The sequence below is a fragment of the Myroides marinus genome (assembly GCF_900109075.1).
GTDB classification, from domain to species: Bacteria; Bacteroidota; Bacteroidia; order Flavobacteriales; family Flavobacteriaceae; genus Flavobacterium; species Flavobacterium marinum_A.
In genome coordinates, this window is sequence record NZ_FNYS01000002.1 from 372374 (window position 1) to 394631 (window position 22258).

General features: G+C 36.2%; 27 protein-coding genes. All 27 read left to right on the plus strand.

Annotated features, from left to right (window positions below; genetic code table 11):
* Positions 1-60 precede the first annotated feature (60 nt).
* The 27 genes from BMX53_RS03990 (at position 61) to BMX53_RS04120 (ending at position 22251) form a co-directional block, all read left to right on the plus strand.
* Positions 61-1578, plus strand: coding sequence for a flexirubin biosynthesis tyrosine ammonia-lyase FlxA (locus tag BMX53_RS03990; protein WP_038985601.1), 1518 nt, complete (start codon positions 61-63; stop codon positions 1576-1578).
* A 4-nt stretch (positions 1579-1582) separates the two neighbouring features.
* Positions 1583-2698 (plus strand): WG repeat-containing protein, encoded by a 1116-nt coding sequence (locus BMX53_RS03995; RefSeq protein WP_038985599.1) that lies wholly within the window; start codon positions 1583-1585, stop codon positions 2696-2698.
* Positions 2699-2706: 8 nt separating this feature from the next.
* Positions 2707-3828 carry a WG repeat-containing protein gene (locus tag BMX53_RS04000; protein ID WP_038985597.1) on the plus strand — a complete coding sequence of 374 codons (1122 nt, stop codon included), beginning with the start codon at positions 2707-2709 and terminating at the stop codon, positions 3826-3828.
* Between the two features lie 4 nt (positions 3829-3832).
* Positions 3833-4564, plus strand: coding sequence for a flexirubin biosynthesis SDR family reductase FlxB (gene fabG / locus BMX53_RS04005; protein ID WP_038985596.1), 732 nt, complete (start codon positions 3833-3835; stop codon positions 4562-4564).
* 3 nt (positions 4565-4567) lie between these two features.
* A complete protein-coding gene (locus BMX53_RS04010) occupies positions 4568-5788 on the plus strand; it encodes a beta-ketoacyl-[acyl-carrier-protein] synthase family protein (protein ID WP_038985594.1) in 1221 nt (406 codons plus the stop codon).
* A gap of 7 nt (positions 5789-5795) precedes the next feature.
* Positions 5796-6044 (plus strand): phosphopantetheine-binding protein, encoded by a 249-nt coding sequence (locus BMX53_RS04015; RefSeq protein ID WP_038985593.1) that lies wholly within the window; start codon positions 5796-5798, stop codon positions 6042-6044.
* A 5-nt stretch (positions 6045-6049) separates the two neighbouring features.
* On the plus strand, positions 6050-6931 hold the full coding sequence (locus tag BMX53_RS04020; protein ID WP_038985592.1) for an LpxL/LpxP family acyltransferase: 882 nt from the start codon (positions 6050-6052) through the stop codon (positions 6929-6931).
* A 6-nt stretch (positions 6932-6937) separates the two neighbouring features.
* Positions 6938-7840 (plus strand): hypothetical protein, encoded by a 903-nt coding sequence (locus tag BMX53_RS04025; RefSeq protein WP_038985591.1) that lies wholly within the window; start codon positions 6938-6940, stop codon positions 7838-7840.
* Between the two features lie 8 nt (positions 7841-7848).
* A complete protein-coding gene (locus BMX53_RS04030; protein ID WP_038985590.1) occupies positions 7849-8982 on the plus strand; it encodes a dialkylresorcinol biosynthesis protein DarB in 1134 nt (377 codons plus the stop codon).
* Entirely contained in the window at positions 8983-9423 is a 441-nt protein-coding gene (locus BMX53_RS04035) for a hotdog family protein (RefSeq protein WP_080752482.1), read from the plus strand. It abuts the gene before it with no gap.
* Positions 9424-9882 (plus strand): hotdog family protein, encoded by a 459-nt coding sequence (locus BMX53_RS04040; RefSeq protein ID WP_038985589.1) that lies wholly within the window; start codon positions 9424-9426, stop codon positions 9880-9882.
* A gap of 7 nt (positions 9883-9889) precedes the next feature.
* A complete protein-coding gene (locus tag BMX53_RS04045) occupies positions 9890-10297 on the plus strand; it encodes a flexirubin biosynthesis protein DarG (RefSeq protein ID WP_038985588.1) in 408 nt (135 codons plus the stop codon).
* A gap of 3 nt (positions 10298-10300) precedes the next feature.
* The gene (locus tag BMX53_RS04050) at positions 10301-11296 is read left to right on the plus strand and encodes a BtrH-related acyltransferase DarH (RefSeq protein ID WP_038985587.1); all 996 of its coding nucleotides are present in this window, start codon (positions 10301-10303) and stop codon (positions 11294-11296) included.
* Positions 11296-12048: an ABC transporter ATP-binding protein gene (locus BMX53_RS04055; RefSeq protein WP_038985586.1), complete on the plus strand. Its 753-nt coding sequence runs from the start codon at positions 11296-11298 to the stop codon at positions 12046-12048. Before BMX53_RS04050 ends, BMX53_RS04055 begins: the two co-directional genes overlap by 1 nt.
* A gap of 7 nt (positions 12049-12055) precedes the next feature.
* Positions 12056-13321 carry an ABC transporter permease gene (locus BMX53_RS04060; protein ID WP_080752484.1) on the plus strand — a complete coding sequence of 422 codons (1266 nt, stop codon included), beginning with the start codon at positions 12056-12058 and terminating at the stop codon, positions 13319-13321.
* Positions 13296-13742 carry an acyl-CoA thioesterase gene (locus BMX53_RS04065; protein ID WP_038985585.1) on the plus strand — a complete coding sequence of 149 codons (447 nt, stop codon included), beginning with the start codon at positions 13296-13298 and terminating at the stop codon, positions 13740-13742. Before BMX53_RS04060 ends, BMX53_RS04065 begins: the two co-directional genes overlap by 26 nt.
* Before the next feature lies 1 nt (position 13743).
* Positions 13744-14868 (plus strand): beta-ketoacyl synthase N-terminal-like domain-containing protein, encoded by a 1125-nt coding sequence (locus tag BMX53_RS04070; protein ID WP_038985583.1) that lies wholly within the window; start codon positions 13744-13746, stop codon positions 14866-14868.
* 5 nt (positions 14869-14873) lie between these two features.
* Positions 14874-15497: a hypothetical protein gene (locus BMX53_RS04075; RefSeq protein WP_038985581.1), complete on the plus strand. Its 624-nt coding sequence runs from the start codon at positions 14874-14876 to the stop codon at positions 15495-15497.
* Positions 15497-15754 carry a phosphopantetheine-binding protein gene (locus BMX53_RS04080; RefSeq protein WP_038985579.1) on the plus strand — a complete coding sequence of 86 codons (258 nt, stop codon included), beginning with the start codon at positions 15497-15499 and terminating at the stop codon, positions 15752-15754. The genes BMX53_RS04075 and BMX53_RS04080 overlap by 1 nt, the downstream gene beginning before the upstream one ends.
* A 6-nt stretch (positions 15755-15760) precedes the next feature.
* Entirely contained in the window at positions 15761-16957 is a 1197-nt protein-coding gene (locus BMX53_RS04085; protein ID WP_038985578.1) for a beta-ketoacyl-[acyl-carrier-protein] synthase family protein, read from the plus strand.
* A 3-nt stretch (positions 16958-16960) separates the two neighbouring features.
* On the plus strand, positions 16961-17974 hold the full coding sequence (locus tag BMX53_RS04090; RefSeq protein WP_038985576.1) for a beta-ketoacyl synthase N-terminal-like domain-containing protein: 1014 nt from the start codon (positions 16961-16963) through the stop codon (positions 17972-17974).
* On the plus strand, positions 17968-18729 hold the full coding sequence (locus tag BMX53_RS04095; RefSeq protein WP_038985575.1) for a polysaccharide deacetylase family protein: 762 nt from the start codon (positions 17968-17970) through the stop codon (positions 18727-18729). The genes BMX53_RS04090 and BMX53_RS04095 overlap by 7 nt, the downstream gene beginning before the upstream one ends.
* A 4-nt stretch (positions 18730-18733) precedes the next feature.
* Positions 18734-19363: a flexirubin biosynthesis/transport protein LolA2 gene (locus tag BMX53_RS04100; RefSeq protein WP_038985573.1), complete on the plus strand. Its 630-nt coding sequence runs from the start codon at positions 18734-18736 to the stop codon at positions 19361-19363.
* Positions 19341-19967, plus strand: coding sequence for a flexirubin biosynthesis protein LolB2 (locus tag BMX53_RS04105; RefSeq protein ID WP_038985571.1), 627 nt, complete (start codon positions 19341-19343; stop codon positions 19965-19967). Before BMX53_RS04100 ends, BMX53_RS04105 begins: the two co-directional genes overlap by 23 nt.
* A gap of 33 nt (positions 19968-20000) precedes the next feature.
* Positions 20001-20594, plus strand: coding sequence for an outer membrane beta-barrel protein (locus tag BMX53_RS04110; protein ID WP_038985569.1), 594 nt, complete (start codon positions 20001-20003; stop codon positions 20592-20594).
* An 806-nt stretch (positions 20595-21400) separates the two neighbouring features.
* Positions 21401-21769, plus strand: a complete 369-nt coding sequence (locus tag BMX53_RS04115) for an ApeI family dehydratase (protein WP_038985567.1) — start codon at positions 21401-21403, stop codon at positions 21767-21769.
* Positions 21770-21771: 2 nt separating this feature from the next.
* On the plus strand, positions 21772-22251 hold the full coding sequence (locus tag BMX53_RS04120) for a hypothetical protein (RefSeq protein ID WP_038985565.1): 480 nt from the start codon (positions 21772-21774) through the stop codon (positions 22249-22251).
* The last annotated feature ends 7 nt before the right edge of the window (positions 22252-22258 follow it).

Here is a 22258-nt window from a genome sequence, read left to right on the forward strand (position 1 = left end):
AGTTATTGACATTATTCAATACTTGAAAGGATTTAAACAAAAAATATTAATAGACTTATAATGAATATCTTAAAAGACTTCTTAACCCTAGAGAATTTTATAACTATCTTAAGTGATAAAGAGAATATAGTTCTATCTAATGAGTTAGTAACACGTGTAGAGAATAGCTTCTCCTTTTTACTTGATTTTTCTAAAAACAAAGTAATCTATGGAGTGAATACTGGTTTTGGGCCGATGGCTCAATATAGAATACAAGAAGAAGAATGTATTCAACTACAGTATAACTTGATTAGAAGTCACGCTTCAGGTATAGGTACTCCTCTATCAGTAGCACAGGTGAGAGCAGCTATATTAGCTAGACTTAATACCCTATCACTAGGATATTCAGGAGTAAATCTATCTGTCATCACACTGATGAAAGAGCTACTAGATCGTGAGATCACTCCACTTATATTCGCTCATGGTAGCGTTGGGGCTAGTGGTGATTTAGTGCAGTTAGCGCATTTAGCTTTAGTGCTTATCGGTGAAGGAGAGGTGTTCTATAAAGGTGAGCGTAGAAGTACTAAAGAAGTATTCGAAATAGAAGGATTACAACCTATAGAAATACGCATTAGAGAGGGAATATCACTTATGAATGGTACTTCTGTGATGACCGGTATAGGTATATTAAACTGGAGTAATGCTAATAGATTATTAGACTGGTCTATTAAGATGTCTTGTGCTATTAATGAGATAGTAAGTGCATATGATGACCACTATTCTGTAGAGCTTAATCAGGCTAAGCTACACGTAGGACAGCAGTATATCGCTAGAGCGATGAGAGATACGCTAGAGTCTAGTAAGATGGTACGCAAAAGAGAAGAACATTTATATACAGGTGAGAATCAAGAGAGCATCTTTAAGGATAAAGTACAGGAGTACTATTCTATCAGATGTGTACCTCAGATACTAGGACCAGTATACGATACTATACAGGAGGTGAAGAAGGTATTAGAGAATGAGATTAACTCTGCTAATGACAACCCTATCGTAGATATGGAAACTAAGCAGGTATATCACGGTGGTAACTTCCACGGTGACTACGTTTCTCTAGAGATGGATAAGTTAAAGTTAGTGATGACTAGACTGACTATGTTATCTGAGAGACAGCTAAATTATCTGCTAAATGCTAAGATTAATGAACTGTTACCACCATTCGTAAACCTTGGTAAACTTGGGTTTAACTTCGGTATGCAGGGAGTACAGTTTACTGCTACCTCTACTACAGCAGAGTGTCAGACATTATCTACCTCTATGTATGTACACAGTATACCTAATAATAACGATAATCAAGATATCGTGAGTATGGGGACTAATGCTGCTGTACTGTGTGATAAGGTGATTGAGAACAGCTTTGAGGTATTATCTATACAGATGATAACATTAGCTCAGGCTATAGATGCTCTTGATTGTAAAGAAAAGTTATCTTTACCTACACAAGAGTGGTATAATGAAGTACGTGCTATCATTCCTACATTTGCAGAAGATGTAGTTATGTATCCATACTTACAGAAAGTAAAAGATTATTTAAAAGCATAGATATATGAAAGCCCTTTATTTGAGTATCAGTTTTATTATGTTAAGCATAGGTTGCTTTGCTCAGGAGTTAGCAGTGGTAAGAAACAGCTATGGCAAAGGATTTATGTCTAAAGAAGGTAAGATAGTAATAGATACTCAGTTTAAGGATGCTAGACCATTCTCTGAAGGGTTAGCGGCCGTATATGATGGTACTAACTGGGGATATATAGACTTAAAAGGAGAATGGGTGATAAAACCTACATTCGCTAAAGCCAGAGATTTTAGCTCTGGTATAGCGCTTGTAAATACAGGTAAAGAGTGGCAATATATCAATGATAAGGGACAAGCCTTATCTAATATTAATGTAGGTAGTAAAGCATACGACTTTAATGAAGGAGTAGCATTATATAAGCCGATGAGTAAGTTAGGACTTATTAATACGGATGGAGAGATGATACTACCTCCTACTTATGATATTATAAAACCGTTTAATAATGGCTATGCTAAGGTAAAACTGGGTAATAAGTGGGGGATTATTAATACAAAAGGAGAGGTTGTCATAGAAGTTAAGTATGATAATATAGGAGATTATGTAGAGGGTGTTACTTGGGTATTTAAGGAAGGAAGTTTCTATTTATTAAATAATGGGATAGAACTACATTTACCTAACGTAACAGATGTTATCTCTAATTTAGATAGCCAGCATATTATCGTTAAAGGTTGGCAAGGAAAAGGAATGATTAATGCAGAAGGAAAAGTATTATTACCTTTTACATACAGCGATGTACGCGAGTATAACCATGGATTAATACCTGTGAAAGATAAGTGGATGTGGGGATATGTCAATGAGAGTAATGAGGTAATCATAGACTTTAAGTATAATGATGCTTTGCCATTTAGTGATGATGGTTTAGCAGCAGTTAAGGATAAGAAGTGGGGATTTATTAATAAAGAAGCACAACTAATAGTTCCATTCGTTTATGATATCACTGCTTTAGATTTTAGTTTTAAGAAGCAAGAGAAAGGTTTTGTTAGTGGTTTTGCGCGAGTTAAATACAAGAATAAGTGGGGATTTATTAATACCCAGGGTAAAGTATTAGCAAATAAATGGTTTAGCAATGCTGAACTGTTTAGTAAATAAGATAATGTATGAGAAGGTTTATTATAACATTAGGTATATCAGGTTTAGCTTTATGTAGTTATGCACAGGAGTTGGCTTTGTTTAAACAAAATGGGAAGATAGGTTTTATCAATAAAAAAGGTGAAGTAGTTATAAAACCAGTGTTTAATAAGGGAACTAGTTTCTCTGAAGGGTTGGCTGCAGTAGCATATTCTGGTAAAGATTATGGGTATATTAATACCTCTGGAGAGTTCGTTATCCAACCTAATTTTAAAGGTGCGAATGAGTTTAGAGGTGGTATAGCTATAGTGACTAAAGAAGGTATTCATTCGTATATAGATAGAGATGGCCGCAAGGTGAGAATAGCTGGAGCAGATAAGTTATATGAGTTTACCCCAGAAGGAGTAGCTATCTATAAGAGCAATACTAAAGTAGGGCTTATAGATGCTAAAGGACAGGTAGTAGTAGAGCCAAAATATGATGTGATAAGACCATTCGTTAATGGCTATGCTAAAGTGGCGGTCAATAAATGTTGGGGTATTATAGATACTAAGGGAAACGAGGTTATACCTACTAAGTATGAAGAGATCGGTAACTATATTGATGGATATGCTTGGGCTAAGTATAAAGGTGCTTTTGGAGTGATCTATAATGAAGAGTTTAAGGCTATAGAAGGAGCAGATAAGATACAGGATATCGTTAATCCTAATCGAGTAATCGCTAGAATAGGGAAGACTTGGGGATTGGTTAATGAGAAACAAGAGTGGATTATACCTTCTATATATGAGAATATACGTCAAGGCAATGGTGACTTATTAGCTGCTAGAACTGGTGGTAAATGGGGATTTATCAATGCTAAGAACGAAACTATTGTTCCATTTAAATACGATGATGCTATTGGATTCTCTAAAGATGGATTAGCAGCAGTCAAGAGTAAAAAATGGGGCTTTATAGATGAGAAAGGTGTTGTAGTAATACCTTTTGAATACGAGATTACTGCTTTAAATTTTTCTGCAGAAATACAGGTGAAAGGCTTTATCAATGGCTTAGCGAGGGTAAAGAAAGATAAGAAGTGGGGATATATAGATACGCAAGGAAACGTATTAGGAAATACTTGGTATGACAATTTAGAATTATTTAATAAGCAATAAGTATATGAAAACTGCTATAGTAACAGGTGGATCAAGAGGAATAGGTAGAGCGATATGTATGCGTCTAGCAGCAGATCAGAAGTATCATATATTAATCAATTATCAGTCTAATAAAGAGGCAGCTCTAGATACATTAGCTGAAGTACAAAAATTAGGTGCTACAGGAGAGATCATCTCTTTTGATGTGAGTAATCACGAGAATGTAGTCACTACATTAACACAGTGGACTGAGGCTAATCCGTCAGCTGTGGTAGAGGTTATTGTTAATAATGCAGGTATCACTAGTGACGGACTGTTTATGTGGATGCCTTTAGAAGATTGGAATAAGGTATTACAGACGAGTCTAAATGGATTCTATAACGTGACTCAGTTCTTTATGCAAAAGATGTTGCGCAATAGATATGGCCGTGTAATTAATATCGTATCTGTATCAGGAGTAAAAGGTACACCTGGACAAACGAATTATTCGGCTGCTAAGGCAGGTGTGATAGGTGCTACTAAGGCATTAGCCCAAGAGGTAGCGAAGAGAAATATTACGGTGAATGCGGTAGCTCCAGGATTTATAGAGTCAGATATGACTGCAGAGTTAGATCAGAAAGAATTAGTAAAGATGATACCTGCTAACCGTTTTGGTAAAGCAGAAGAAGTAGCTGATTTAGTTGGGTTTTTAGCATCTGATAAGGCTGGGTATATCACAGGAGAAGTGATTAATATTAACGGAGGTATATATTCATAATATATGGAGAATAGAGTAGTTATCACAGGTATGGGGATTTACTCTTGTCTAGGGCTGAACTTAGACGAGGTAAAACAATCTCTTTATACAGGTAAGTCTGGTATCATCTATGACCAACAGCGTCATGATATGGGATTTAGATCTGCTTATACAGGTATGGTACCTCGTCCTGATTTAAAGAGTGAATTAAGTAGAAGACAACGTATATCTATAGGTGAAGAGACTGAGTATGCTTATGTAGCTACTGTAGAAGCGCTTAAGAATGCAGGTATTAGTGATGCTTATTTAGAACAGCATGAAGTAGGTATTCTGTATGGTAATGATAGTGTATCTAATGCTGTCATAGAGGCTACAGATATCTTTAGAGAGAAGAAGGATACAGCGTTAATCGGTTCGGGGGCTATCTTTAAGTCAATGAATTCTACTGTAACGATGAATCTATCTACTATATTTAAACTTAGAGGGATCAATATGACTATTAGTGCTGCATGCGCTAGTGGCTCACACGCTATAGGTTTAGGATATCTAATGATAAAAGGAGGACTACAAGACATCGTAATATGTGGTGGTGCACAGGAGATTAATCCTTATGCGATGGCTAGTTTTGATGGTTTAGGAGTATTCGCTGAAGAGGGAGTGTCTCCAGATAAGGCATCTAGACCATTTGACGCTAACCGAAACGGGTTGGTACCTAGTGGTGGTGGTGCTACAGTAATATTAGAAAGTTATGAGTCTGCTATGAAGCGCGGTGCTACTATTTTAGCAGAAGTAGTAGGATATAGTTTCTCTTCTAATGGAGGGCATATCTCTACTCCTAATGTAGAAGGACCAGCTACAGCTATGCGTAGAGCTATTATACAGTCAGGTGTTGCTATAGATGAGATAGGCTATATTAATGCACATGCTACCTCTACTCCACTTGGAGATGCTAATGAGGCTAAAGCTATTTATGAAGTGTTTAAAGGCTATTCGCCAGCAGTTAGTTCTACTAAGTCATTGACAGGACATGAGTGTTGGATGGCGGGTGCATCAGAGATTGTATATTCTACCTTGATGATGAATAACGATTTTATTGCTCCTAATTTAAACTTCGAAAATGCGGATGAGGATTCGAGTAGATTAAATCTAATTAACCAAACCCTAGATAAAAAATTTGATATATATTTGTCTAATTCTTTTGGATTTGGTGGAACAAATTCAGCATTAGTAGTTAAAAAAATATAAATAAAAAATGAACCACGAAGAGATTTTAGAAAAGATTAATCAAATTTTAATTGAAGAATTTGAAGTAGATGCGGATGTTATTGCTAATGACAATAATCTGAAAGAAAGTCTTGATTTGGATAGTTTAGATTACGTAGACTTAGTTGTATTAATAGAGTCAAACTTTGGAGTAAAATTAGTAGAAGCTGATTTTGCTAATATTGTAACATTTAATGATTTCTATACACTGATAGAAACAAAAGTTGCAGCAAAGTAGTTCAAATGACACAATGGCAAGGTAAATCTAAAGGAACGCTTTTAGGATATAGAATATTTGTTTTTTGTATAAAGAAGCTAGGTATTAGGACTGCTTATAGCGTTTTAGTATTTGTAGCTTTTTATTATTTAATCACTGCGTGGAAATCTAATCGTTCTCTGTACTATTATTTACATAATAGACAGGGGTACTCAGTACTGAAGACTTGGGGTATGATGTATATGAGTTACTTTAGATTTGGGCAGGTTCTGATAGATAAAACAGCTATTTCTTTAGGTTTACGCAACCGTTTTACATATGAGTTTGATGGTATCGAAATATTAAAACAATTATTAGAAGAGAAGAAAGGTGCTATACTGATAAGTGCTCATGTTGGGAACTTTGAGGTAGCTGAGTATTTCTTTGCTGATATTGATTTTGACTGTCAGATTAATCTAGTGACAACCGATAGAGAACACTCGTTTATCAAGGAGTACTTTGAGAGTATATCTATTAAGACAAACCTTAACTTTATCATAGTGAAGGATGATATGTCTCATATCTTTGAGATTAATAATTGTTTGTCTAATAATGAGATTATTTGTTTTACTGGAGATAGATATTTTCCAGGAATAAAGGTCTTAACTGAGGAGTTTTTAGGTGAGCAAGCTGTATTTCCAGCTGGTCCATTTAGTATTGCTTCTCGCATGAAAGTTCCTGTTGCATACGTGTATGTGATGAAGGAATCTAATTTGCATTACCACCTTTACACGCGACGTGCAGAGGTTAAGCATAGAGATGCTCAGCATCTATTGAGATCCTACTGTGATAGTGTTACTCGGATTGTGAAGAAGTATCCGTTACAGTGGTTTAACTATTATGATTTTTGGGATTCAGATAGTAAGTAAAAAGAAATGAAGAAAGTACTTGTTTTATATTATTCTCAGTCGGGACAGCTTAAGCGGGTCTTAGACCGTCTTACTGAGCCTATACGGCAAGAGGGTAATGTAGAAGTGACTTACTGTGAGATACAGTTAGAACACGAGTTTTTGTTTCCTTGGAAGAAAGAAGCTTTTTTTAATGCTTTCCCTGAATCGTATAAACAGGTACCTCAGACTGTCTTATCCCCTCCTGCTGAAGTACTGAATACTAAGTATGATTTAATTATTTTAGGATACCAAGTTTGGTATTTATCCCCATCTATTCCAATTAATTCGTTTTTAAAGGGCCCTTATGCTCAGACTATCTTTAATGATACTCCTGTAGTAACAGTGAGTGGTAGTCGTAATATGTGGGTAATGGCTCAACAAAAGATTAAAACACTGCTAAAAGAAGTCAATGCTAAGCTAGTAGGTAATATAGCTCTAGTAGATCGACATATTAATTTAGTGAGTGTGATTACCATCGTTGACTGGATGTTCAGTGGTCAACAACGCAAAGTCTGGGGCTTTTTGCCTAAGCCAGGTATCTCCGAAGAAGAAATAGCGAATAGCAATCGTTTTGGAGTTGTTTTAAGAGATTATTTATTGAAAGACAGTTATCAGGGTATGCAGACAGAGTTAGTTGCTTCTGGAGCAGTAGAAGTACGTCACTTTTTAGTATCTATGGATAAGAAGGCCAATAGAATATTTAAAGTGTGGTCAACGTTGATCTATAAAAGTAAGAATAGAAGAACATTACTAAAAATATTTAATTATTATTTATTTATAGCGATATGGCTTGTGTCGCCTATCGTGCATATTATTCATCTGCTCTTATATCCTCTAAACTACAGAAGAATTAAGAGAGAAGAAAAGTATTTTCAAGGAATAGATTAGTTACTACTATGAATAAAGTATATATAACCAAGAGTGCAAAGTTTTTACCGAATGAAGCTGTTAGCAACGATGAGATGGAAGCTAAATTAGGTAAGATAGACAATAAAGAATCAAAAGCTAGACGTATCGTATTGCGCAATAATGGTATCGAACAACGATACTATGCTATCGATAATAGTGGTAATGTGACGCATAATAATAGTGATCTTACCTTCGAGTCAATTAAGGGATTATGTGATGAGCAATTCGCTTTATCAGATATGGAGGTATTGTCGTGTGGTACTTCTACACCAGATCATTTATTGCCTTCTCATGCTGCTATGGTACACGGTCTGATGAAGACTAAGTCTGTAGAGCTTAACTCTGCTTCTGGAGTGTGTTGTTCTGGTATGAGTGCGCTTAAGTATGGATATATGTCTGTGAAATCTGGAAACTCTGCTAATGCAGTATGTACAGGTTCTGAGCGTGTGTCTTCGTGGATGAAGGCAGATCGTTTTGAAGCAGAAGTAGACAACCTTAAAGAGTTAGAACAAACTCCTATTATCGCGTTTAAAAAGGATTTCTTGAGATGGATGTTATCTGATGGTGCGGCAGCACTATTACTAGAAGATAAACCTAGAGACACGACTTCTTTAGAGATATTGTGGATGGATGCTTACTCTTATGCTTATGAGCTAGAAGCTTGTATGTATGCTGGTGGAGATAAACTAGAGGATGGTTCTATCAAGCCGTGGAGTGATTATAATGCTAGTGAATGGTTGACTGAATCTGTGTTCTCTCTGAAGCAAGATGTAAAGGTATTAAACGAAAATATCTTAGAGAGAGGTGTGGATAGTATGAAGCGTGCAATGGAAAAACATAAGGTCAAAACAAGTGAAATCGACTATTTTCTACCACATGTGTCATCTCATTATTTTGTGGACAATTTATATACTAAGTTTGCTGAAGCAGGTCTAGAAATAACAAAGGATAAATGGTTTATGAATCTTAAGCGCGTAGGTAACGTGGGTTCTGCTTCTATCTATCTAATGTTAGAAGAACTGATGAATTCAGGTAAACTAAAATCAGGTGATCGCATTATGTTATCTGTTCCAGAGAGTGGACGATTCTCTTATGCGTATGCTTATTTAAAAGTAGTATAGATGATGAAATTAGTAGATATAATAGATCGAAGTCTAGTCAAGGGGTTGATACCTCAACGAGAACCTATAGTGATGGTAGATGCCTTATATGAGTATACAGAGACTACGATAACAGCAGGACTAACGATAGCAGATGATAATCTGTGTGTGAGTAATGGTATCATGAGAGAGGTAGGACTGATAGAGCATATGGCTCAGTCTGTAGCACTGCATACAGGATACCAGTTTTATTTACGCCAAGAGCCTGCTCCTGTAGGTTATATAGGTTCTATAAAAAAGATAGATATAAATGGGTTACCTAAAGTAGGTGATACGATTTATACTAAAGTAAATATATTACAAGAGTTTATGGGAGTCACTTTAGTGGAGTTAACTACATATTGTGACGAAGTAATAATAGCTTCAGGTTCGATGAAGACTGTTCTAGCTAAAGAAGAATAGATGGGACGTTCTAGTAGATCTATAGCGATACAGAACTATCTACCTCATCGAGATCCGATGTTGATGGTAGATATCATTAGCGAGATATCTAATGAGGCTGTAAGTACGACTTTTCTAATTGAGGAGGATAATATTTTCGTTTCTAAAGGAGAGTTACAAGAGGTTGCATTGATAGAAAATGCAGCACAGACTTGTGCAGCTATAGTAGGACAATCATTCTTCTTTGATGAGAATGATAATGAAAGGGAAAATGTCAGGGTACTAGGTTTTATTAGTTCAATAAAGCGAGTTAGTATAAAGAGATTGCCTAAAGTAGGTGAAGAGATTGTGACTAAAGGTATATTGGTTTCTAAAGTAGATAGTGGTGAGACTGTAATCTGTGTGATGCAGGTAAGTACACTACTAGGAGATATAGAGATTATGAATGCTGAGTTAAATCTATTCTTACAAAAACAATAAGATTATTATGAAAGAGTCTGAAGTACCACAAGACAAGAGTAGTCTAAAGGAGAACGATATAAAAGAACTGTGCTATGCTGTAAATGATGATGGTGAGTATGTGACTGCACTTAGTTCGGGTTGGGAGACTAAAACTATTGTGCAAGAAGCAACACTTAGTCAAATAGAAGAGCGCATACGCGAAGCGAAGCAGCAGGTAAGTGATGGTATTTATAGCCCTATAGTTTACTTCATGGAGGTAAATAGAATGGATATGCAGACGCTATGTGCATATGTGTCTATGTGGAAATGGAGAGTCAAAAGACACTTCAAACCTTCAGTATATAATAAACTTAATGATAAAGTATTACAGAGATATGCAGATGCTTTTGGGATCACGGTAGTGGAATTAAAAGCATTTACGGGAAAGGAATAAAGTATGATAGTAGATTTTAAACATCATCAATCAGCACATTGTGAAAATGGTGTTGCTTCTAATTTATTAATTAATCAAGGACTACCTATTAGTGAGCCAATGGCTTTTGGGTTAGGATCAGGGTTGTTCTATGTGTATTTGCCTTTTGTGAAGGTAAATCACGCACCTGCGATTAGTTATCGTCCTTTACCTGGATTGATATTTAATCGTTTGGCTAAGAGATTAGGATTAAAAGTTAAGCGTATCAAGTTCTCTAATCGAGTGAAAGCTCAGCAAGTACTAGAACAGAAGATTGCAGAAGGAATACCTTGTGGATTACAAGTAGGTGTGTATCACTTACCATATTTCCCAGAGGAGTATAGATTTCACTTTAACGCCCATAACTTAGTGGTGTATGGTAAAGAGGGAGATAATTTCTTAGTGAGTGATCCTGTAATGGAAATTACTACTACATTAACTCCGGCTGAGTTAGAGCGTGTGCGCTTTGCTCAAGGGGCTTTTGCTCCTAAAGGACAGATATATTATCCGATAGAATTACCTCAGTCTATAGATTGGGAAGTAGCAATCAGGAAAGCAATAAAGAAAACCTGTACAGATATGTTAGCTCCTGTGCCTATAGTGGGTGTAAAAGGGATGCGTATGGTAGCTCGAGCAATAGTGAAGTGGCCGAAGAAAGTAGGTGTGCCTAAAGCTAATCACTATCTAGCACAGATGGTGCGTATGCAGGAAGAGATCGGTACTGGTGGAGGTGGTTTTAGATTTATCTATGCTGCGTTCTTACAAGAGGCTGGTAACAAGATAGGAAATACTAGATTAATAGACCTGTCTAAAGAAATGACTACAATAGGTGATAGCTGGCGTGACTTCGCTGTTAATGCAGCTAGAGTATATAAGAAAAGAAAGAATGGTGAGGATGTGTACATCGCCTTATCTAAAGAGCTAATGAGTTTAGCTGATAGGGAAGAACAATTCTTTAAAAAACTGAAAAGAGCTATATAATGCAAGATAAAATAATAGATATCGAATGCCTTTATAAGAAGTATGAAGGAAGTGAGTTCTTTTCTGTGAAGGACTTATCACTTTGTATTGATAGAGGAACGTTCTTTGGCATCTTAGGACCTAATGGTGCAGGAAAGACGACATTGATATCTATGTTATGTGGTTTGATTAAGCCAACTTCAGGTAAGCTTTTAGTAAATGAGATGCCTTATAGCACGCATGCTTATACAATCAAACAACAGATAGGTGTGGTTCCTCAAGAGTATGCCTTATATCCTACTCTTACTGCTTATGAGAACTTGTGTTTCTTGGGAAGTATGTATGGACTTAAAGGAAAAATACTGAAAGAGAGAGTCAATCATTATTTAGATTATTTGGGGTTAGAAGCCTTTAAGCACAAAAAGATAGAGACATATTCTGGTGGTATGAAGCGACGAGTGAACCTTATCGCAGGTATATTACACGAACCTAGTCTCTTGTTTTTAGACGAACCTACCGTTGGTGTTGATTTGCAGTCAAGGTTAGTTATTGTTGACTTCTTAAAGCAATTATACCAAAAGGGAACAACGATTATATATACTTCACACCATTTGGCTGAAGTAGAAGAACTGTGTACGCAAATAGCTATTATAGACAGAGGTACTATCTATGCGTTGGGTACAAGTGAAGAATTAAAAATACAAACTGGAAAAGAGACTTTAGAACAAGCATTCTTAGCTCTTACCGGTACTAATCTAAGAGATGATGTATAAATTGTGGATGAACATACGCAAAGAGTTCTTGTTGTTAATTCGCGACTTTGGTGGATTGGCGATACTTTTTGTTATGCCTGTATTTCTAGTAATCACTGTTACGCTAATACAGAACAATACGTATGAGAATATCACAAACCAGAAGATGGAGATACTCTTAGTAGATCTTGATTGCGGTGAGATAGCGAATAAGTTAGTCTCTGAAGTAAGGGGTTCAGGAACATTCGAGTTTATAAATACATTAGACAATAACCCTCTAACAGAACAAACAGCCAAAGAAGCTGTGCGAAAAGGACAGTATCAGTTAGCTATCGTTATCCCAGAGCATTTAAGTAGTAGCCTTACGGAGCGTATAGATGGTAATGTTAATCGTGTATTAGCTCACTTTGTAGATGGAGATACTTTGAGTACTACTACCCCATTTACACCTAAGGAAGTAAAGTTATACTTTGATCCTGCCTTACAGACTTCGTTTAAGGAAGGGATAAAAGGTGCTATTGATAAGATAGTAGCCACGATAGAGAATAAGACGATTTACAGTGCTTTTGCTTCTCAATTAAGTGAGAGTGATGAACCTCAGGAGTTATTCGCTCAGGAGAACTTAATTAGTTTTAAAGAGATAGCACCTAAAGACGAAGAGTATAACAAGATACCAAATGCAGTACAACACAATGTACCTGCGTGGAGCTTGTTTGCAATCTTTTTTATCATCGTACCTCTATCGATGAATATTGTCAAAGAAAAGAATCAAGGAACAAATATTAGATTATATACAATGCCCACTTCTCCTATCATTACTTTAGGAGGTAAGGTAATTACTTATTTAGTGATTTGTCTATTGCAGTTCTATCTAATCATTTTAGTAGGGAAGTTTGTATTCCCTTTGATAGGTTTAGCTTCATTTGAGTTTAGTAGTAACCTATTAGGGCTTACTATTGTGACTCTGTTTTCAGGGTTAGCAGCTGTGTCTTTAGGAGTGCTATTAGGAACAATAGCTAAGACACAAGAACAGTCATCACCTTTCGGTGCTACATTTGTAGTTATCCTAGCCGCAGTGAGTGGTGTATGGGTACCTACATTTGCAATGCCTAGCTTTATGCAGTACATCGCTAAAGCTTCGCCGATGAATTGGGCATTAGAGGGGTACTACACTATCCTGTTAAGGGATGGAGGTATATGGCAAACGCGCTATATGATTATTTTGCTACTTTTGTTTTCATTACTAATACTATTAATTGCACTGTTTTATGATAAGAAAAAAAGATCTTTATAAAGAGGTATCTCCGCTAGTGGAGGTCACAGAAGTAAGGGTTCGTTTTAATGAGACGGATGCATTAGGGATAGTATGGCACGGTAACTACCTAACTTACTTTGAAGATGGTAGAGAAGCATTTGGTCGTAAGTATAAGATATCTTACTTAGACGCCATAGATAACGGATACGTTACTCCTATTGTATCTTCATCTTGCTCGCATAAAGTGACAGTTAAGTACGGAGATGTATTGAGAGTAGAGACTAGTTATATCAATACGCAAGCGGCTAAGATTATCTTTAAGTTTAAGATATATAATCAGAAAGATGAAGTAGTCTGTACAGGTGAGACTGTACAGGTATTTTTAGATAAAGAGGGGAATCTGTGTTTACAGTTACCTGCTTTTTACGAAGAATGGAAAAGAACAGTTGGTTTGTTGTAGTATGAAGAAAGTATATATCACATCTACTTCTTGTTTGAGCAGTGTAGGAGCTGATAAGCATCTTACTTGGCAAGGGATACAAGAAGGGCAGTCAGGAATAAAGAAAGTAAGACAACTCGGTTTTATAGAGGACATCTATGCAGGTCAGATAGCTGATGAGGTAATAGATACTCAGTGGAATAAGCTAAATATCTCAGGAGTGTTTACACGACTAGAGAAGATGCTTATTATAGCACTTAAGCCGTTGATTGATCAGAATAAACCTACTGATACATCTCAGTTAATACTAGCGACAACCAAAGGAAATATAAATGACCTAGCTAATACAGGAGCTAAAGGAGCGAATATCAATGATATGATACAGCGTATAGCAGACTTGTTTGGCTTTAAGACTACACCTATTGTGGTGTGTAATGCTTGTGTATCGGGTATCTTAGCTGTGTCAGTCGGGAAGCGTATGATACAGATGGGAGTATGTGAAGATGCATATGTAATAGCAGGTGATGAATTGACGCCATTCGTTGTGTCTGGGTTTAATAGTTTTCAGGCAATGAGTGACGAACCGTGTAAGCCTTTTGATGCTAATCGCAAAGGAGTAACTTTAGGTGAAGCAACAGCTGCTGTACATTTATCTGCCAACCGATTAGAAGGTGATACTGTATTCGAAGTGATAGGAGAAGCGTCTATTGCAGATGCCAATCATATATCAGGACCATCTCGTACAGGAGAAGGGCTATATCAGAGTATACAAGGAGCACTTAGAGAATCAGGTATCACTGCAGAGCAAATAGATTTAGTATCAGCTCACGGAACAGCCACTAACTATAACGATGAGATGGAGTCTATCGCTTTTGATAGATGTGAACTAGCTTCTGTACCTACACATAGTTTAAAAGGATACTTTGGACATACATTAGGTGCGGCAGGACTATTAGAATTAGTGGTAGTGATAGAGAGTATGCTTCACAATCAATTAGTCGTTTCTAAGGGATATGAAGTATCAGGTGTCTCTAGACCGTTGAATATAATAACAACACCTAGTGAACTCTCTCTAAACATAGCCTTAAAGACAGCGTCAGGTTTTGGTGGATCAAATACTGCATTATTAATCGCTAAACGAAATTAAGTAAGATGGAACAGCACAAATATAGCATCAGCAAATGGTGTACTGTATCAGACGAGACGGTTAGTCGTTTAGACCAGGTAGTGTTCGAAGGTGAGAAGGGAGACTTTGCAGCCTTTGCTAAAGCTTATTATAAAGCAAATGAAATAGACTATCCGAAGTTCTTTAAAATGGATGCATTGAGTAAGCTTGCCTTTATTGGTTCAGAGTGCTTACTGATGGATGAAGAGTTCGAGAAGCCTAGCAGTGATATCGCTTTGTTATTTAGCAATGCTAGTTCTAGTTTAGATACAGATTTGAAGCACTGTGAGTCGATAGTTGAAAAAGAAAGCTTCTACCCTAGTCCAGCAGTTTTTGTATATACATTAGCGAATATATGCTTAGCTGAGGTAAGTATTAAACATAAGTTACAGTCAGAGAATACGTTTTTTGTTTCACCTCGTTTCGATATTGATTTGATGTACGCTCAAGCTAGTTATATTCTAGAGACCAATAGAGCAAAGCAAGTACTTTGTGCTTGGGTGGAATACCTAGAGGGAACATATCAATTTTTTGGCTATATGGTAAGCCCGTATAAACAAGGTGAAGTAGAACACACAAGAGAGAATATTAAAAATATATATAAAAGGTAATGGAAGATTTAAAGATTGAATTAAAAGGAAAAATCATTGAAGTGTTGAATTTAGAAGATATCACAATCGAGGATATTCAGGATAACGATCCTCTATTCGGTGATGGTCTAGGGTTAGACTCTATCGATGCTTTAGAACTAATTGTATTGATGGATAAAGATTACGGTATTAAATTAAGTGATCCAAAAGAAGGACGTAGTATCTTCCAATCAGTTGAAACAATGGCAACTTATATTGCTGCTAACAGAACAAAATAATATACTATGCAAGAGCGTATCGTTATTACAGGTATGGGAATTATCTCTGCGATAGGTAACACTGTCGAAGAGAACTATAATGCTCTACTATCAGGTCAATCTGGTGTGGGAGAATTGACATTATTTGAGTCTATTCACCGCGAAACTATTAAAGTTGGACAAGTCAAAAAGACGACTGAACAATTAATAGCAGAACTAGAATTGAGCAGTGATAATAATTATACGCGTACAGCTCTATTAGGTGCTTATGCAGCTAAAGAAGCAATTGCTAATGCAGGAATACGAGATATCAATGACCGCAAGACGGGATTGATATCTTCTACTTCTGTAGGAGGTATGGATTACACAGAGAAGTACTTCTTTGAGTACGAGACTACAGAAGCTAGTCGAAAATATATAGATGCACAAGGAGCTGGAGATTCTACAGATAAGATAGCGGATTACATAGGGCTTAAGGGCTTTGTGACTACGATTAGTACAGCGTGCTCATCTGCGGCTAATGCGGTAATGATGGGAGCTAGACTGTTAAAAGCAGGTAAGCTAGATCGTGTTATCGTTGGAGGTACAGATGCTTTGTCTAAGTTTACAGTCAATGGATTTAATACACTGATGATTCTTACGGATGGGTATAACACACCATTTGATCAAAATAGAAAAGGATTAAATCTAGGTGAAGCTGCAGCTTATTTAGTATTAGAATGCGAAGATATTGCTATTGCTGATGGGAGAACTATACTAGGCGTAGTGAGTGGATATGCCAACGCAAATGACGCATACCACCAGACAGCCTCATCTGAGAATGGTGAAGGTGCTTATCTAGCTATGCAAAAAGCATTGAAGATGGCTAATCTGTCTTCTAATCAAGTTGATTATGTCAATGCTCACGGTACAGCTACTCCTAATAATGATTTGTCAGAAGGGAGAGCTATGCAGCGTATCTTCACAGATCAGATGCCTCTCTTTAGCTCTACTAAACCATATACAGGGCATACACTTGCAGCAGCAGGTGCTATCGAGGCTGTATATAGTTTACTAGCTATACAGCACGGTGTAGTGTTCCCGAATAAGAACTTTGTGACTCCGATGGAGGAGTTATCTATTAGACCTCAGACTACTTTAGTACACAAAGAGATAAACACTGTATTATCTAACTCTTTTGGTTTTGGAGGAAATTGTTCAACAGTTATATTTTCTAAATTCTAAGCTATGAAAGTTTATATAAATGGACTTGGTTCTGTCTCATGTCAAGAGGGAACTAGAAACTTTAAATCTGCAGATTTGACTAAAGTTTCTCAAGGTTTAAACCAGGCAACTCAACCTTCGTATAAAGATCTTATCCCAGCTGGGATGCTTAGACGTATGGCTAAGGGAGTTAAGATGGGGATATATGCTTCTCATTCTGCTTTAGAAGAGGCGAATATAACAGTGCCTGACGCTGTAATTACAGGTACAGGACTTGGATGTTTAATAGATTCTGAGAAGTTCTTATGTGCGATGTTAGAGAACAATGAGAGTTACCTTACTCCTACTTCTTTTATCCAGTCTACGCATAATACTGTGGGAGGACAAATAGCTCTACAGTTACAATGTATGGGATATAACTTTACTTATGTACACCAAAATACTTCTTTTGAATCAGCATTATTAGACGCACTTCTACAAGTACAGGCAGGAGAACTAGACAATGCTTTAATTGGAGGCGTAGATGAGATAGGTGATATGACAATGCACTTCCTTCAACTAGCGAAGAAGATTAATACTACAGACGAAGTATTCACTAAAGGAGTTAACTATGGAGAGGGAGCTACTTTTATGGTTCTTGAGAATAGACTAACAGCTCAGTCTTATGCTGAGGTAGTCGATACTGATATTAGCAATAGAATAGATTCCGTACCTGACTATATAAAGACATTCTTAGCTAGACAATCACTAACCCCTAATCAGATAGAGGTGTTAGTAGTAGGTAGCAACCAGACTGCTAACGATGGAACTTATTATTCAGAAGCTCAGAATATATGCTCTAATAGCGTTGTAGAGACGTTTAAAGAGTTTAGTGGAGAATATCATACTGCTTCGGCTTTTGGTCTTTTAAACGCCTGCGAAATGCTTAAATACCAACAACTATTTAGCACAGGAGAATCTAAGTCGATAGAGTACATCTTAGTATATAATCAGTTTGACGGAAAAGACCACAGTTTAACTTTACTTAAAAAATGTTGAGATTTAAAGTAATCAACTCCTTTGGAATCTTGTATTTCACAGCAGTTGTTATTCTTATTTACACACATCATATTAGCGCATGGTGGCTCGTTTTAGGCGGACTACTTTGGGTAGGTATGTTAGCTTGGGGAGCATTTGATATTCGTTTGAATATATTTGTGAAGGCTATTTCTTCTAAAAGAAATGAGCGTCAAAAGCGCATCGCTATTACCTTTGATGATGGTCCTACTCTATTCACTCCGATGGTGCTCGAACTTTTGAGTAAATACAATGCGAAAGCGACTTTCTTTTGTATCGGAAATCAAGTACAACAATACCCTTCTATACTTCAACAGACCTTAGCAGAAGGGCATCTTATCGGCAACCATACACAGACACACACTACACGTATGGGGTTTCTCTCGGCAGATGAGGTATATCAAGAGATAATATTAGCAGAACAGACAATTCAGAATACCACAGGCATTAGACCGATGTGGTATAGACCACCGTTTGGGGTGACTAATCCTAAGATAGCGAAAGCTTTGTCTAAGACAGATTATAAAATAGCAGGATGGAATATTAGGTCTTTAGATACCGTTATTGAAAAAGAACAACGTATTTTTGAACGTATAAAACACAAGATTAAACCTGGAGCTATAATCCTGCTACACGATACGACAGAGAGAAGTGTACAGGCATTAGAATTACTATTGATAGAACTGACTAAACAAGGCTATGAAATGGTAACTCTAGATGAATTATTAAATCATTAAGCGTATGAAAAAGATATTAAGTGCATTGTTAATGTTAGTTGTGACTACTATATCATTGGCACAAGAGAAAGCAATGACTCAATCAGAAATAACTTCGTTTAAGAAAGAAGTTATCTCTAAAACAAAAGAAATAACAAGTCTATCTACAGATTTTACACAGTATAAGCACATGAGCTTTATGTCTAAAGACATCGAGTCTAAAGGCGAAATGCTGTTACAGGTGCCTAATAAATTGCTGTGGAAGTACAGTACGCCATTTGAATACAGTATTGCCTTTAAAGACAATAAGATTAGCATCAATGACCAAGGAAAGAAAAACAAGGTAGACATAGGAAATAACAAGAAGTTCGCTAAGATTAACAACTTAATAGTAGGTAGTATTAGCGGCAATATGTTTGATGAGAAAGAGTTTAAAATATCTTATTTTAAAAATGGTAAACGCAGTATAGCCAAACTAATCCCTCAGAGTAAGGATATCTCTCAGTACATCTCTCAGATAGAACTATACTTCGACGAAGGACAGAGTACAGTATCAGAAGTAAAGTTAGTAGAACCATCGGCTGACTATACCCGTATCGTGTTTAAGAATAAGAAAACTAATATCAAGCTAAATGATTCGAGTTTTAATAATTAGTATTTTCTCTTTATTAGCTTTTTCGTGTAAGAGTATCAAGATAGATGATATTCCTAAGGACAACTATGTGTCGAATGAGGCTGTAGTAAAGAATACTTATTTTGCAACAATAGGAGAAGAACACATCTTTAGAGCTAATATCACTGTGTTTAAGAACGAGCTTAGTGGTCTATTAGTCGTTAAGCGCATAGATGATCAGCTACACAGAGTAGTACTTACCTCAGACTTCGGTAACACATTATTTGATTTCTCTATTTATAAGGATAAATACGTAGCTAATTATGTGATGAGTGATATAAATAAGAAGTTTATTTTGAATATTTTAGCTAAAGATTTTCAGTTGTTTACAGCTGCGCATCTACCTGTATCTAAGAAGATAGCAGATGGACAGCAGGTCGTATACTTAGGGAGTTATAATAAGCTAAAGACTGTAGTGATATGGGACACTCCATTAGAGCGTGTATCGCGTTTAATCTATGGAACACCTAATAAAGCTAAGGCATCATATAATTATACTAAATCAGAGGAAGGCAAGCCTATCTTATCCATAGAACACTATAACTTCCCGATGAGTATAAAGCTTACACCTATGACTGATGAATAAATATAAGTAACCAAATACAAACACACTATTACTATGAAAAAACTATTACTAGCCCTATTATTACTTGCAGGTATAAGCCAGACTTATGCTAAAGAGAAAACGAGAAGAATCAATCCTGGTATCCGTGGAGGATGGAATATGAGTACCGTGACTGGTACAGAAGGAGATTATCGTACTAATTTTTATCTAGGGGTACAACTTCCTATTAGATTAGCAAAGTTCTATGAGTTACAACCTGAGTTAGTATACTCTCGTCAGGGGGCAGATAATATAAACCCATCACTAGTAAACTATAATTATGACCGCAGTGGAAGTAATTTACAGTTAGATTATGTGGATATTAACGTGATTAATAAATTCCATTTTGGTAGAGTTAACTTGCAAGTAGGACCTGGATTAGCAATTGCAACTAATAGTAGTAATAAGAACATCACTCCTATAGACTTAACATTTAACTTTGGTCTCGGATTAGATATAACTAGTCGTCTAGGAGTAGAAGCTAGATGGATGCCTGGAGTTGTTAGTATTAATAATGGAGCAGATACATATTATAACGGGGTACAGTACATCTATGACGATTATATGCGTAATAACACATTCCAGATTGGAGCTTACTTTAAGTTCTAATCTAGTATAATAAAATATTGATTAAGGTTTAGAGGGCTTGAGAGAGCTATCTAAACCTTTTTTTATACCTCATCCTTACAGCAAATCCAACCTTATATCAAGGTTGGATTTTTCTTTTCATATAATCGCTATTTGCGTGCATATGTAAGTATAGCATTAGTATAATGCTAGGGTAGTCTAAGTACCATTTTACAGTGTTTTGGTACTTCCACTATACTTGCATTATACTAGGACTATACTAGCAATGTATATAAAATGCTATGAAATCAATGGAATAGTATTAATGATAAATAGTATATACTGCGAATGTTTTAAATGATTTAAAGAGGTAGAAAGGAGAGAGAAAGGAGGTCGTGTTTAGTAGGTACAGGGGTGGGAAAGAGAGAGAAAACAGAGAGTAAGTAGGTGATAATCGTGTAGTAATGATTTGGTTAATAAGCAATAAAGCAGAAAGAACTAATAGGTAAAGCGGGAATAAAGAGAGAATTAAGATTCGGTAGAGATTCAGTACTAGAGGAATGTAGTGTAACATTACACTGTTTATTAGTAGATATTACAGCTCTATAAAGAATAAAAATTAAAAAAAGAGTTTCCATGTATTATTATATAGCAGGGGCTATAATTAAAAATTAACCTAATGGATTGAGAAATTCTTTTATAAAAAGAAGATAATAAACAGATATATAAGAAAATAGTTGGCTGAAGTACTGTGTTTTTTGTAAATAAGTTAAATGGCGTTTAAATAAGAATATGTTTTTTTTAATTAGTTTTGCATTAAATATTTTTAAGAAATAATATAGGTATTTATGCTTATCGACAATTTTTATGAAGTAGTTAGCCTGGAGACAGCTAACACTAATCAACATACCGCTTTAGTAAGATTAAATACTTCTCATGATGTGTTTAAGGGGCACTTCCCAAATAATCCAGTAATGCCTGGTATATGTATGATTCAGATTATTAAAGAATTGTCAGAGGAGATCTTAAAGTATGAGCTTTTTATGGAGCAAGTACTTAATGTTAAGTTTATGACGCTAATCAATCCTGAGAAGTGTAACGAACTTACTTTTTCGCTACAAATAGATGAGGTAGACGGAGCTGTGAAGGTGAAGAGTGCGATCGACTTTGAAGGAGCAGTAGCATTAAAGATGAGTAGTACGTATAAAAAGAAATAGCAATGAAGTTTTTAACTGTATTTTTCGCGAGTATGATGATGTTCTTTCAGACCTCTACTAAGGGGATTAGAGAGAGCTTTGAGCATGCGGGGAACTCTGTAGAACAAGCAGAGGCGTTCTATAATCAAACGCTTAAACTAGGTGACTCAGACTTGGCAAATGCTTATGTAGGAGGAGCCTTAATCACTAAAGCAAAGTTCGAAAAAGGAGTTAAGAACAAGAAAGCTCTTATCGTAAAAGGAGCTGGATTATTAGACGCATCTGTGGCTAATAAGCCTAAGGATATAGAGATTAGACTCGTGAGACTAATTATACAGGAACACGTACCAAATATCGTTAAGTATAAATCAAATATACAAGAGGATAAAAAGGTAATAATAGAGAATTACAGCAGTCAGTCTGCTGATATAAAGAAATGGATAAGCAGCTATGCGAAAGAGTCAAAAGCATTTACTGCCAAAGAGAGAAAAAAACTTCTGTAATGGAAGA